The sequence below is a fragment of the Veronia nyctiphanis genome, from assembly GCF_004116385.1.
Taxonomy (GTDB): Bacteria; Pseudomonadota; Gammaproteobacteria; order Enterobacterales; family Vibrionaceae; genus Veronia; species Veronia nyctiphanis.
In genome coordinates this window covers 21,595-34,604 of the sequence record NZ_PEIB01000020.1, presented here as the reverse complement: position 1 = coordinate 34,604, position 13,010 = coordinate 21,595, and the positions used below count along the sequence as shown (strand labels likewise).

Genomic DNA, 13,010 nt, shown 5'->3' with positions numbered 1-13,010 from the left:
GCCAGCCTGGTAAGCCGAGATATATTCCAAGGATGTCTGGTGCAATAGCCAGACGCAATGATGAGGAAACAGTCGTGCTTGAAGCCTACCGTAAACACGTCGAAGAACGTGCTGCTCAGGGGATTGCCCCAAAACCTCTGGACGCAGAGCAAACAGCCAATCTGGTTGAATTGTTAAAAAATCCAATAGCCGGAGAAGAAGAAACTCTGGTCGACCTGTTGGAAAATCGTATTCCACCAGGCGTTGATGAAGCTGCATATGTTAAAGCGGGCTTTCTTGCTGCTGTTGCAAAAGGAGAGTGCGCATCTCCTTTAGTGTCAAAAGAAAAAGCGGTTCAACTGCTTGGCACCATGCAAGGCGGTTACAACATCGAACCTTTAGTGTCACTGCTTGATGATGACACTCTGGCACCACTTTCAGTTAAAGCACTTTCGCACACATTGCTGATGTTTGATGCATTCTATGATGTTGAAGAAAAAGCGAAAGCTGGCAACGCACACGCACAAACTGTGCTTCAGTCATGGGCTGATGCTGAATGGTTCTTGTCCAAGCCAGACGTGCCTGAAAAAGTCACCATGACTGTTTTCAAAGTCACTGGCGAAACAAATACTGATGACCTGTCACCTGCACCAGATGCATGGTCGCGTCCTGATATCCCGCTGCATGCGCTGGCAATGCTGAAGAATGCCCGTGAAGGCATCGAACCGGATCAGGCAGGCGTTATTGGTCCAATCAAACAAATCGAAGCACTGAAAGAAAAAGGCCATCAACTGGTTTACGTCGGTGATGTTGTGGGTACGGGTTCTTCACGTAAGTCTGCGACTAACTCTGTGCTTTGGTTCATGGGCGACGATATCCCGTTCGTGCCAAACAAGCGCGCTGGCGGTTTCTGTCTAGGTGGTAAAATCGCACCAATCTTCTTCAACACCATGGAAGATGCGGGTGCACTGCCAATCGAGCTGGATGTATCCAAGCTCAACATGGGTGATGTGATTGACATTTACCCACACAAAGGCGAAGTTCGCAGCAACGGCAGCGACGACCTTCTTTCGACCTTCTCTTTAAAAACAGATGTGCTTTATGACGAAGTTCGTGCTGGTGGTCGTATTCCACTTATCATCGGCCGTGGCCTGACAGAGAAAGCGCGCGAATCACTGGGCTTGCCAGCGACTGATACGTTCCGTCGCCCGCAGTCTGTTGCTGATACAGGTAAAGGCTATACCTTAGGCCAGAAGATGGTAGGTAAAGCCTGTGGCGTTGAAGGTATTCGCCCAGGCACATACTGTGAGCCTAAGATGACTACAGTGGGCTCTCAGGATACCACGGGCCCAATGACTCGTGATGAGCTGAAAGACCTTGCTTGTCTTGGCTTCTCAGCTGACCTGACAATGCAGTCATTCTGTCACACCTCAGCGTATCCAAAGCCTGTTGATGTCAACACGCACCATACATTGCCTGATTTCATTATGAACCGTGGCGGTGTGTCACTGCGTCCGGGTGATGGTGTTATCCACTCATGGCTGAACCGTATGCTGCTGCCTGATACCGTTGGTACAGGTGGTGACTCACATACACGTTTCCCTCTGGGTATTTCGTTCCCAGCGGGTTCAGGTCTGGTTGCATTCGCAGCAGCAACGGGTGTTATGCACTGGATATGCCTGAGTCAATTCTGGTTCGCTTTAAAGGTGATATGCAGCCGGGCATCACGCTGCGTGATCTTGTTCATGCCATCCCTTATTACGCGATCAAGCAAGGTCTTCTGACTGTTGAGAAAGCAGGTAAGATCAATGCATTCTCTGGTCGTATCCTCGAGATAGAGGGTGTTGATCACCTGACCGTTGAGCAAGCATTTGAGCTGTCTGATGCATCGGCTGAGCGTTCAGCGGCTGGCTGTACGGTTAAGTTGTCTCAGGATTCTGTCTCTGAGTATCTGCAATCAAACATCGTGATGTTGAAGTGGATGATCAGCGAAGGTTACGGCGATCGTCGTACCATCGAGCGTCGTATTTCTGCTATGGAAGCATGGCTTGAAAACCCAGAGCTGATGGAAGCGGATGCGGATGCGGAATACGCGGAAGTGATTGAAATCGACTTGGCTGACATCAAAGAGCCAATCCTGTGTGCGCCGAACGACCCAGATGATGCACGCCTTCTTTCTGACGTTGCAGGCGACAAAGTTGATGAAGTCTTCATCGGTAGTTGTATGACCAACATCGGCCACTTCCGTGCTGCTGGTAAGCTACTTGATAAGTCTGGCTCTGTGCTTTCTACCCGTATGTGGGTAGCACCACCAACGAAGATGGACCGTGACCAGCTAACTGAAGAAGGTTACTACGGTATCTATGGCCGTGCTGGTGTGCGTATTGAAACGCCGGGATGTTCGCTGTGTATGGGTAACCAAGCACGTGTTGCTGACGGTGCGACCGTACTTTCGACATCTACCCGTAACTTCCCTAACCGTTTAGGTACAGGCGCGAATGTTTACCTGTCTTCTGCTGAACTGGCAGCGGTGGGTGCGATGCTGGGTAAAATCCCATCGGTTGCAGAGTATCTGGAGTATGCTGAGCAGATCAATGCGACTGCGGCAGATACATACCGTTACCTCAACTTCCATCGTATGGATGAGTACACCAAAAAAGCAGATGACGTGATTATTCAGGCTGCTGTCTGATAGTCTCTTCATGCTTGAGAAGCCCTCGATATTATCGGGGGCTTTTTTTATGCCTGCTATTCGGGAAATTAGCGCGCAGTGCTAGCTTTGATACGCTGGCCTGCTGCGACGGTCCCTATACTGTTGTATAAGAAATAAGTCGACCAATTTACTGGCTTTGCAAAGAGGTAGATTGGCTTGCATCTGTGTCAGTTTTGCTGAAAATGGGCAGCTTTGACCGTTTAGAACCGAGGAATACACATGGATTATGAATTTCGCCGCAACACGTTGGATGGCAGTTTCCATGCAGAACTTTCCATGGGGCATGAAGCACTTGGCCGCTGGTTGGTCGATGAGGTGAGTACCAACCTTGAAGAAATATCCGAGGTGCTTTCTGCTTCACAGCACATCTCTGTGTCTGGTGGTGAGTGGCAACGTGCGGGTAAAGAGCTCCACCTTACCCTGAGCCGTGAAGAGGCCTTGGTGCAGACAAATGCTGTCGTTGAGAGAGAGTTGTCTTCCGAAATCAGTAATGACAGCCATGAACAAGGTGATGATCTCAGAGACTATGATGAAGAAAGCGTCTCTTTGTGTGGGCTTGAAGACTTCAATCAGGTCTTGAATGCATGGCAGGACTTTATCAAGCGCTACGGTGCAAGATAGAGCAAATCAAACAACATACACCTCGCTCTACCCCTTCTCAAATAAGGTTGCATTGCGTCATTGTGGTGCGCCTTCTTCAAAAGATGAATCTGCTTGGTATTGGTGAAATGCATGCACCGACTTGGTGCGTTGATTGTGCGTGTAAATTCATCAATGATTATAACCTAATGATTTAATTGAGATAAAAAAACTGGCACGCCCCTTGTTATATGTCTGTACAACAAAGAACAAAAATGACTCAAGGAGAGGGGTAATGAAACTGATTAATGCGATCATCAAACCTTTTAAGTTAGACGATGTCCGTGAAGCACTTGCCGAAGTGGGTGTTGATGGCATGACTGTCAGCGAAGTAAAAGGATTTGGCAGACAGAAAGGACACACAGAGCTTTACCGCGGTGCCGAGTATCAGGTGGATTTCCTGCCGAAGGTTAAACTCGAGATTGCTGTAAACACAGAGAACGTTGACGAAGTTGTCGAGGCGATTACCAAAGCGGCACATACCGGAAAAATCGGTGATGGAAAAATCTTTGTGTACGACCTGCAGCAAGCGCTGCGAATTCGTACAGGCGAAATGGACGCTGAAGCGCTTTAAGGCTTGGGGGATTAAAAAATGGAATTATCAACAACAGTAACAGAATTACGTTATGCCTTGGACACCTTTTTCTTCTTGATGTCAGGCGCATTGGTTATGTGGATGGCTGCGGGCTTCGCTATGTTAGAGGCAGGTCTTGTTCGCTCTAAAAACGCAACCGAAATACTGACAAAGAATATCTGCTTGTACGCGATTGCATGCACCGTTTATCTGGTTGTCGGGTACAATATTATGTACGTCGATAACGCTGAGGCAGGCTGGTTACCCTCTTTCGGCACCTTGATTGGAACCCAATCAGAAGGCGCTGATCACTCTTTAGAGTCTGACTTTTTCTTCCAGGTTGTGTTCGTAGCAACAGCGATGTCTGTCGTTTCTGGTGCTGTCGCAGAGCGCATGAAACTTTGGTCATTCTTGCTGTTCTCAATTGTGATGACCTCTGTTATCTACCCAGTTGAGGGCTACTGGACATGGGGGGGGCTTCTTGTCAGACATGGGCTTCAGCGACTTCGCAGGTTCAGGTATTGTTCACATGGCCGGCGCTGCCGCAGCACTTGCAGGTGTTCTGTTACTGGGTGCACGTAAAGGTAAATACGGCAAAATGGTCAGATTTATCCAATCCCGGGTTCAAACCTTCCGCTCGCAACCTTGGGTACATTTATCCTTTGGTTCGGTTGGTTCGGCTTCAACGGTGGTTCACAGCTTGCAGTTTCTAACTTCGAAAACGCAACTGCAGTTGGTCAAATTTTCTTGAACACAAACGCAGCGGCAGCGGCTGGCGCGATTGCTGCACTTGGGTTCTGTAAGATGACCTGGGGCAAAGCTGACCTGACTATGGTGCTGAACGGTGCACTGGCTGGTTTGGTTGCGATTACGGCAGACCCACTCTCACCATCTCCACTGGCAGCAGTACTTATCGGTGCAGTAAGTGGTGCCTTGGTTGTTGTCAGTATTGTTGGTCTCGACAAGCTGAAAATTGATGATCCGGTCGGTGCTATCTCGGTACACGGAACCTGTGGTCTGTTTGGTCTGATGGTTGTTCCATTCAGCAATGGTGATGCAAGCTTCGTGACACAGTTGATTGGCGCAGCGGTTATCTTCGCATGGGTATTTGGTGCTAGCCTGTTGGTATGGTCAATTTTGAAAGCAACTGTGGGCATCCGCGTCTCAGAAGAGGAAGAGATGGCAGGCATGGATATTCACGATTGTGGTGTCGATGCATACCCTGAGTTTGTTAGCGTTAAATAATCAAACCAATCTCACCACTGATATAAATATGAAAATTCTCACCAACAGGTGAGAATTTTTTTGTTTCTCCCCCACAGCTTTTATTCACAATCTTGCTATCAAAAATTATAAATGTATACTTTAATGTAAGTGATAACTGTTCTTATTAACATTACCAGCAAGGAACGTGTAGGGATGAAAAAGGTTGTTTTGAGCACCGCCATTTTGGCAACACTCTTTGGCGCAGGACCTGCGGCAGCAGCGGAAGAAGTTAATGTTTACTCTTACCGTCAGCCGTTTCTGATTGAGCCAATGCTTAACGAATTCACCAAGCAAACCGGAATCAAGGTAAACGTGAAGTTTGCTAAGAAAGGTATGGCTGAGAAAGTCCAACAAGAAGGTGAATACAGCCCAGCCGATGTCCTGCTGACTGTTGATATTTCACGCCTGAGCGAGCTTGTAGACAAAGGCGTTGTTCAGAAAGTTGATAGCAAAGTGATTGACGGAAACGTGCCTGCACAATTCCGCGACTCAGATGAAGAGTGGTTCGCACTGACGACACGTTCTCGTGCGGTTTACTCTTCTCGTGACCGTGTTGGTAAGCTTGGTGATGACTTTGACTACCTTGATCTGGCCAAGCCTGAGTTCAAAGGTAAGATTTGTACTCGCTCTGGTAAGCACCCATATAATGTTTCTCTGGTAGCATCGATTATTGCTAACCACGGTGAAGCAGAAGCGAAAGAATGGCTGAAAGGTGTTAAAGCGAACTTGGCGCGTAAGCCACAGGGTAACGACCGCGCACAAGTGAAAGCCATTTCTGAAGGTCTGTGTGACGTATCTTTGGGTAACAGCTACTACCTAGGCAAAATGCTTGCAGATAAAGAGCAAAAAGCATGGGCTGACAGTGTTTACCTTAACTACCCAGGCCAAAATGCAAACGGTACTCACGTAAACATTAGCGGCATGGCGTTGGCTAAGTTCTCACCGAACAAAGAAAATGCAATCAAACTGATGGAATTCCTGACATCTGATTTTGCACAAGGCATGTACGCAGAAGTGAACTATGAAGAGCCAGTCAAGAAAGGCGTAGCGAGCTCGAAGCTTGTTTCTTCATGGGGTAGCTACAAAGCAGATGACTTGCCTCTGACGACAATTGCTGACAACTACGCCAAAGCGGTGAAGTTGATTGATGAAGTGCAGTTTGACCTGTAACCATTGATAAAATAGGGAGGATTGATATCCTCCCTAATTAGTTTTGTTTTTAGTGTGGTTGTAAATGCACGAAAAAAGTCGATTTTTTGAAACCAGTAGCTGGCTAATATCCTTGCTGCTGGTTTTTCCTATTCTGGCTATTTTTTACACGGCCATGGGTGGTGATAACGAAATATTCGGTCACCTCATGGCGACAGTGATGGGGACATATACCTACAACACTGCCGTTATTGTTTTAGGCACAGTAATACTGTCTATTTTAATGGGCATTCCGACGGCTTGGATCATGGCAAACTGTGACATCCCGGGTGGGCGATGGCTTCAATGGGCATTGGTGTTACCTGCTGCGATGCCGGGTTACATTGTCGGTTATATTTACACTGACTGGTTTGATTACGCTGGTCCGATTCAGATTCTACTCCGTGACATTATGGGTTGGACTTCTCCGGCTCACTACTGGTTTCCTGATCTGCGAACGCTCCCAGGGGCCTGTTTCGTCCTCTCTCTCGTTTTATACCCTTATATATATTTGCTCGCCCGTGCATCGTTTATGGAACAGAGTGTAACTCTTTCACAATCGGCAAGATTACTTGGCTGTTCACCGTTACAGGCCTTTTGGCGCGTTTCTTTGCCTTTAGCACGTCCCGCAATCGCTGTGGGTGCTTCTCTGGTTGCTATGGAAGCGTTGGGTGACTTTGGTACGGTGAGTTACTTTGCTGTAAACACATTGACCACAGCGGTTTATGACACATGGCTCGGCTACTCTAATCTCAATGCAGCAGCAAAAATTTCAGCGATTATGCTGGTCGTTATTTTTATTTTGATTTCGAGTGAAAGGTATAGCCGACGAAAACAGCAGCTGTTTAGCCAAACAGTGAGTGCTGACAAAATTGAAAAGGTAAAACTCAGAGGCAAATTCAAGATTGCAGCGACCGTTTTTTGCTGGGGATTATTTGCCGCAGCCTTTGCCGCACCTCTTGTGCAGCTCATTATTTTTGCGCTGGGTTACCTGTCTTCAAGCTCGGTCATCGATTTTGTTCAATATAGTTTGAACAGCCTGTATGTATCAGGTATTGCCGCTGTTGCTGCTCTGGGTGTCGCCCTTCTCGTCAACTTTTACCGTCGCCTCTCTGGAAAGTCAGTCTCCGCAGCACCATCAAGGATTGCATCTTTAGGATATGCTGTTCCGGGTACTATTCTTGCGATTGGTGTACTGATATTCCTCACTCGTGGCGATCACCTTATCAACGACGTTGCAAAATACTTCGATTTAGGCCGTCCAGGCTTGGTGCTCTCAGGGACTATGTTTGCAATGATCACTGCGTTTGTCGTGCGTTTCAGCGGCGTGGCAATAGGCAGTGTTGAGTCGAGTTTACAGAAAGTTGCTCCCTCATTGGACATGGCTGCCCGCACATTGGGTTGCTCTGCAAAAAGCATGATAAAGCGCGTGCAGTTACCTCTCATTCGCCGAGGTTGCCTTATAGCAATGTTGCTGGTCTTTATCGAGTCAATGAAGGAGTTAAATGCAGCCATTTTGCTCAGGCCATTTAATTTCGAAACATTAGCAACATACGTCTTTAATTATGCCTCCGATGAGCAGCTCGAACTCGCTGCAATGCCTGCTGTTCTACTGGTATTTGTAGGACTCATCCCACTTATTCTGATCAACCGTTCTTTAGAGCGAGGCCACGCATGACTGATGCCCTTACCGTAAACAACCTCATATGCCGCTATAACGGCCAAGCCGTTCTCGACGATTTAACGTTTAATGTTGAGAAAGGCGAGATTGTTTGTTTGCTTGGTGCAAGTGGCTGCGGCAAAACCACATTGTTAAAGTCTATCGCCGGATTGCTTCCGCTGGATGACGGAAGAATGACGATTAATGGTCGTACTATTGTTGATGACAAAATGAATGTGCCGCCAGAGCAACGTAACATTGGAATGATCTTCCAAGACTATGCCTTGTTTCCACACCTGACCGTGGCGAAGAATATATCCTTCGGACTCAAAAGAGAGAGTCAGGCCGATACCAAAAGCCGTGTTACCGAAATGCTGGCGCTTGTAAAACTTGATGGCTTGGAAAGCCGTTATCCACATCAGCTCTCTGGCGGTCAGCAGCAACGTGTGGCAATAGCGCGTGCATTAGCAAGCAAGCCTGATTTACTTTTGTTAGACGAGCCCTTCTCAAACATTGATACCCAAGTTCGTCATAGCTTAATCAAAGAAATTCGTAAGATATTCAAAGAACAGGGCGTAACGTCCATTTTTGTCACGCACAGTCGTGAGGAAGCATTCGCGTTTGCCGACAAACTGGCGGTCATGAACCAAGGTATTATTGAGCAGTATGGCTCTACGTCCGAGCTTTACTATCATCCTCGTAGTCGTTTTGTCGCTGACTTTTTGGGGCACGGCTCCTATGTACCCGTTACTGTCAATGGAAGCGCAAAAATGACGACACCGCTTGGTGATTGGTCTCTGGACGAAAAACCTGATAGTGGTGATTTATCGTGGCTCATCAGGCCGCAAAACCTGAAAATTATCCCTGACGCATCCGGTGATGGCGTGATCAGCGATGTCCAGTTTATGGGCGACAATTGTCGTTATCAGGTAGATATTAAAGGCCAATCACTGATGGTGTACTCGAACGAAGTGCTTGGATACGGTGATAAGGTTAACGTTGATATTCGGCCACACGCCCCTGTGCTTTTTCGAAGCTAATAAATAAAAAAACCGACGTTAAGTCGGTTTTTTTATTATTCGATTTTGACCGATTAGGCTTCGAGTAACACGTTGATGTATGACTGAGCTTTACCGGTAAGTTGCTCTTTATCCGCGTGTTGGTTGGCCTGAAGGTAGAGCATATAAATGACACCGTTCACCATGTTGGCAAGGTCAGCAGGGCTATGTTCAGTGTTGAGCTCATTGCGCGCCAGTCCTGCCTGAAATTGTTCAGCAAGCTTATCGATAAACTTCTGGTTAGTTTTGGCAAACTGTGGCCAGATATTTTCACGGATAGAGGTGCTCCACTCAAACCAAATCTTCAACCAGTCTTGCTCGTCAAGTGCCGCATCAATTACTTCAGCAGTGACACGGTTAAGCGCTGCTCGCAGTGAATTGGGCTCTTCTGAAACGCTGTTGCTCAGTATCGCCGTGAACTCACGCTCAGCTTCAGCTAAGACAGCATCAACCAGCTCATCGCGAGTTGGGAAGTAATTAAAAACGGTCGCAACGGAAACGTTTGCTACGTCAGCAATATCAGCATGACCTGCACGTGCAATACCTCTTCTCGAGAAGGCACTGAGTGCACAATTTAGTAACTGTTCCTTGCGTTGTTTGGGGGATAATCGTGTACGAACTCGTCCGTTAGATGTCGTCATTTTAGTTCCTGCCAACTAATTTATGCCTATATGTATTTGATTTATAAATTTATTTTTATTGCGCAGAAAGTGTACACCAGCAATTCGTCGCGTTACAACGACCGCCAAGTCGATCTATGCCGAAAAAACAGCAATTAGTAGTTATAGGAACATCGCATGGCGGGTGCTAGAATATGCCACCTTGAATAAATAGGTAGCTATGGCGGTACACCGTCGGGGTTTATTATGAAACATACCGTAGAAGTCTTAATTTCGGAACAGGAAGTACAAAAAAGAATTCAGCAATTGGGAGCTGAGATCACAAAATTTTATGAAGGTTCTGAAGATCTTGTGATGGTAGGTCTGTTACGTGGCTCATTTGTCTTTATGGCAGATTTGGCTCGTGCGATTGAAATACCGCACTCAGTTGACTTTATGACGGCTTCCAGTTACGGCAATGCGATGGAAAGCACTCGTGATGTGCGGATCCTGAAAGATTTAGATGATGACATCAAAGGAAAAGACATTCTTTTGGTGGAAGATATTATCGATACGGGGAATACGCTGAGTAAAGTGTGTGAAATCCTAAGACTTCGTGAGCCAAAATCAGTGCGAATTTGTACGCTGCTCGACAAGCCTGAGCGCCGTGAAGTGGAAGTTGATGTGAATTGGTATGGCTTCCGGATCCCTGATGAGTTTGTTGTGGGGGTGGGTATTGATTATGCGCAGAAATATCGCCACCTCCCGTTTATAGGAAAAGTTGTTCCGCTCGAAGACTAAGCTTACCTGTATGTCATAAAAAAAGCGGTCGATGACCGCTTTTTTCCTCTCCAAGATTCACTTACCGTTTATTGGCTTTTCACGGTAAGCCGCGACATGCTGGTCGCGTAGTTTTCTTCAAGGCTTTTTTTGTCAGTCGCTGTCACACCTAAATCACGCAAGATCCCATCATTTAAGTCATAGAACCAGCCGTGCAGTTTGACTTCCTGACCACGTTCCCATGCTGAGCGGAGAATGGTGGAGTTACCCAAGTTGTAGACTTGTTCTGCGACATTAATTTCACACAACAAATTCGCCTGCTCGTCTTCTGGTTTGGTTTCCAGAAAGTCTTTGTGTTTTAGGTATAAATCTCGAATGTGTAAAAGCCAGTTGTTGATCAGACCAAGTTGAGGATTATCAATTGAGGCTTTTACACCGCCACAGCCATAGTGGCCGCAGACAATAACATGTTTAACCTTGAGCACATCAACCGCGTACTGGATCACTGACAAACAATTGAGGTCAGTATGAATAACTTGGTTAGCAACGTTCCTGTGAACGAATAATTCCCCAGAGTCGAGCCCGGTGAGACGCTCGGCCGGAACACGGCTGTCCGCACAACCAATCCAAAGGTATTCTGGATGTTGCTCCTTGGCAAGCTCCGCGAAGTAAGCTGGGTCATTGTCCTTAATTGATTTTGACCATTCGAGGTTGTTAGCAAATAACTGCTTAATTTGTGCCATAACGGTTACCTATTTACTCTTTTGCCCTTACTATACAGTACTTTTCGTCGGAAGATGTCCGACAACTTTTTACTAATAGTAAGCAAACATTTTATTACCATGTATGCATTAGAGATAGATAACTTAATTAAGGTTTACGGCACAGAAGTAAAGGCATTAAAAGGAATCAGCCTCACTGTATCTGAAGGCGATTTCTATGCGTTACTTGGTCCAAACGGCGCAGGTAAATCGACAACCATTGGCATTATTTGTTCTTTGGTCAATAAAACGTCCGGCTCAGTAAAGGTTTTTGGCCACTGTATTGATAAAGATCTGGTCACTGCTAAGCGCCAGATCGGTCTTGTACCCCAAGAGTTTAATTTCAACCAGTTCGAGACTGTCGAGCAGGTCGTTATTAATCAGGCGGGCTACTACGGTGTTGAACGCGAAGAAGCAAAAGTTCGTGCCAAGAAGTACCTCAGTCAGCTAGAGCTTTGGGATAAACGCAAGGAGCGCTCCCGAAACCTTTCTGGTGGTATGAAGCGCCGACTGATGATTGCTCGTGCTCTTATGCATGAGCCTCGCTTATTGATCCTTGATGAGCCTACCGCGGGGGTCGATATTGAGCTGCGGCGTTCAATGTGGGTATTCCTCGAAGAGCTCAACAAGCAGGGTATTACGATCATTCTCACCACGCACTACCTTGAGGAAGCTGAGATGTTGTGCCGCAATATTGGCATCATTAATCAGGGTGAGCTGGCTGAAAATACGTCGATGAAAAAACTCCTTAGTAAGCTTGATTTGGAGACCTTCATTTTGGACCTTGCCCCCGGCAGCGAGGTGAAGTCTCTGACAGGTGTGAAGTGGGAACAGTGTGATGACCATACACTGGAAGTTGAGGTTCATAAAAATGTTGGCCTGAATGAAGTCTTTACACAGCTTTCTGAGCAAGGCATTCAGGTCTTATCAATGCGAAATAAGGCAAACCGTCTCGAAGAGCTCTTTGTCAATTTAGTGGGCGAGAGCATGGAGGCCGGCTCGTGAACAAGTTGTATTGGGTGGCGTTAAAAAGTCTCCTCACGAAAGAAATTACCCGTTTTACGCGGATTTGGATACAAACGCTGATACCGCCGATTGTCACGATGAGCCTGTATTTTGTGATTTTTGGTAACCTCATCGGCAGTCGGATTGGTGAGATGGGTGGCTTTGATTACATGACCTACATCGTGCCGGGCTTGATTATGATGTCGGTGATCACCAACTCATACTCCAATGTTGCGTCATCTTTCTTCAGTGCCAAGTACCAACGTAACCTCGAAGAGTTGTTGGTTGCGCCCGTGCCAAACTATATCATCATTGCTGGCTACGTTGGCGGTGGCGTCGGCCGAGGTTTGGCGGTTGGCTTCCTGGTGTCTTTGGTGTCTTTGCTATTCGTTGACCTCAAAATTGCCCATTTTGGTATTATTGTCGCCACGGTATTTTTGACTTCGGTACTCTTCTCTCTTGGTGGTCTGATCAATGCGATATTCGCCCGAGGTTTTGATGATGTCAGTATCATTCCGACGTTTGTGCTGACGCCTCTAACCTATTTAGGAGGTGTCTTTTATTCGTTGTCTTTACTCCCTGAGTTTTGGCAAGGCGTGTCCAAGCTGAACCCTATCGTCTATATGGTGAATGCATTTCGCTATGGTTTTCTTGGGATTTCTGATGTCAGTATTACGACGTCATTTGGCGTATTGCTGATGTTTATCGCAGGACTCTATACGGTTGCTTGGTATCTGATAAGCCGAGGCGTCGGTTTACGGAGTTAATTGATACGGAAATAAAAAACG

11 protein-coding genes and 3 pseudogenes are annotated in these 13,010 nt (G+C 46.7%); 12 read left to right on the top strand and 2 right to left on the bottom strand.

Annotated features, from left to right (window positions below; translation table 11 throughout):
- The first annotated feature begins 74 nt into the window (after positions 1-74).
- The 9 genes and pseudogenes from acnB (at position 75) to CS022_RS15335 (ending at position 9,059) form a co-directional block, all read left to right on the top strand.
- Positions 75-2,671: pseudogene (acnB, locus tag CS022_RS15365) on the top strand (bifunctional aconitate hydratase 2/2-methylisocitrate dehydratase).
- A 240-nt stretch (positions 2,672-2,911) separates the two neighbouring features.
- Positions 2,912-3,313 carry a YacL family protein gene (locus CS022_RS15360; RefSeq protein ID WP_129123042.1) on the top strand — a complete coding sequence of 134 codons (402 nt, stop codon included), beginning with the start codon at positions 2,912-2,914 and terminating at the stop codon, positions 3,311-3,313.
- A 253-nt stretch (positions 3,314-3,566) separates the two neighbouring features.
- Positions 3,567-3,905 (top strand): P-II family nitrogen regulator, encoded by a 339-nt coding sequence (glnK, locus tag CS022_RS15355; protein WP_129123041.1) that lies wholly within the window; start codon positions 3,567-3,569, stop codon positions 3,903-3,905.
- Positions 3,906-3,923: 18 nt separating this feature from the next.
- A pseudogene (locus CS022_RS28170) lies at positions 3,924-4,382 on the top strand (ammonium transporter); the annotation flags it as partial.
- Positions 4,383-4,395: 13 nt separating this feature from the next.
- Positions 4,396-4,461: pseudogene (locus tag CS022_RS28165) on the top strand (hypothetical protein); the annotation flags it as partial.
- A gap of 32 nt (positions 4,462-4,493) precedes the next feature.
- Positions 4,494-5,150 carry an ammonium transporter family protein gene (locus CS022_RS28160; RefSeq protein ID WP_408057252.1) on the top strand — a complete coding sequence of 219 codons (657 nt, stop codon included), beginning with the start codon at positions 4,494-4,496 and terminating at the stop codon, positions 5,148-5,150.
- Positions 5,151-5,324: 174 nt separating this feature from the next.
- Positions 5,325-6,341, top strand: coding sequence for a Fe(3+) ABC transporter substrate-binding protein (locus tag CS022_RS15345; protein WP_129123040.1), 1,017 nt, complete (start codon positions 5,325-5,327; stop codon positions 6,339-6,341).
- A 64-nt stretch (positions 6,342-6,405) separates the two neighbouring features.
- Complete coding sequence (locus CS022_RS15340) at positions 6,406-8,037, top strand: ABC transporter permease (protein WP_129123039.1); 1,632 nt, start codon at positions 6,406-6,408, stop codon at positions 8,035-8,037.
- Positions 8,034-9,059, top strand: coding sequence for an ABC transporter ATP-binding protein (locus tag CS022_RS15335; protein WP_129123038.1), 1,026 nt, complete (start codon positions 8,034-8,036; stop codon positions 9,057-9,059). The genes CS022_RS15340 and CS022_RS15335 overlap by 4 nt, the downstream gene beginning before the upstream one ends.
- A gap of 53 nt (positions 9,060-9,112) precedes the next feature.
- On the opposite strand, the gene CS022_RS15330 is transcribed toward CS022_RS15335, so the two are convergent.
- Entirely contained in the window at positions 9,113-9,718 is a 606-nt protein-coding gene (locus CS022_RS15330) for a TetR/AcrR family transcriptional regulator (protein ID WP_129123037.1), read from the bottom strand.
- A gap of 225 nt (positions 9,719-9,943) precedes the next feature.
- Between CS022_RS15330 and hpt the strand changes: the two genes are divergently transcribed.
- Positions 9,944-10,477 (top strand): hypoxanthine phosphoribosyltransferase, encoded by a 534-nt coding sequence (gene hpt, locus CS022_RS15325; protein WP_129123036.1) that lies wholly within the window; start codon positions 9,944-9,946, stop codon positions 10,475-10,477.
- A gap of 68 nt (positions 10,478-10,545) precedes the next feature.
- On the opposite strand, the gene can is transcribed toward hpt, so the two are convergent.
- Positions 10,546-11,199: a carbonate dehydratase gene (can, locus tag CS022_RS15320; RefSeq protein WP_129123035.1), complete on the bottom strand. Its 654-nt coding sequence runs from the start codon at positions 11,197-11,199 to the stop codon at positions 10,546-10,548.
- Positions 11,200-11,298: 99 nt separating this feature from the next.
- Between can and CS022_RS15315 the strand changes: the two genes are divergently transcribed.
- Positions 11,299-12,222, top strand: coding sequence for an ABC transporter ATP-binding protein (locus CS022_RS15315; RefSeq protein ID WP_129123034.1), 924 nt, complete (start codon positions 11,299-11,301; stop codon positions 12,220-12,222).
- A complete protein-coding gene (locus tag CS022_RS15310; RefSeq protein ID WP_129123033.1) occupies positions 12,219-12,989 on the top strand; it encodes an ABC transporter permease in 771 nt (256 codons plus the stop codon). Before CS022_RS15315 ends, CS022_RS15310 begins: the two co-directional genes overlap by 4 nt.
- The last annotated feature ends 21 nt before the right edge of the window (positions 12,990-13,010 follow it).

Excerpts from the sequence above, each read along its gene's own strand:
- CS022_RS15345 (WP_129123040.1), top strand. The coding sequence starts at position 5,325 with ATGAAAAAGGTTGTTTTGAGCACCGCCATTTTGGCAACACTCTTTGGC.
- can (WP_129123035.1), bottom strand. The coding sequence starts at position 11,199 with ATGGCACAAATTAAGCAGTTATTTGCTAACAACCTCGAATGGTCAAAA.
- CS022_RS15330 (WP_129123037.1), bottom strand. The coding sequence starts at position 9,718 with ATGACGACATCTAACGGACGAGTTCGTACACGATTATCCCCCAAACAA.
- CS022_RS15335 (WP_129123038.1), top strand. The coding sequence starts at position 8,034 with ATGACTGATGCCCTTACCGTAAACAACCTCATATGCCGCTATAACGGC.
- CS022_RS15360 (WP_129123042.1), top strand. The coding sequence starts at position 2,912 with ATGGATTATGAATTTCGCCGCAACACGTTGGATGGCAGTTTCCATGCA.
- CS022_RS15315 (WP_129123034.1), top strand. The coding sequence starts at position 11,299 with ATGTATGCATTAGAGATAGATAACTTAATTAAGGTTTACGGCACAGAA.
- glnK (WP_129123041.1), top strand. The coding sequence starts at position 3,567 with ATGAAACTGATTAATGCGATCATCAAACCTTTTAAGTTAGACGATGTC.
- CS022_RS15340 (WP_129123039.1), top strand. The coding sequence starts at position 6,406 with ATGCACGAAAAAAGTCGATTTTTTGAAACCAGTAGCTGGCTAATATCC.
- hpt (WP_129123036.1), top strand. The coding sequence starts at position 9,944 with ATGAAACATACCGTAGAAGTCTTAATTTCGGAACAGGAAGTACAAAAA.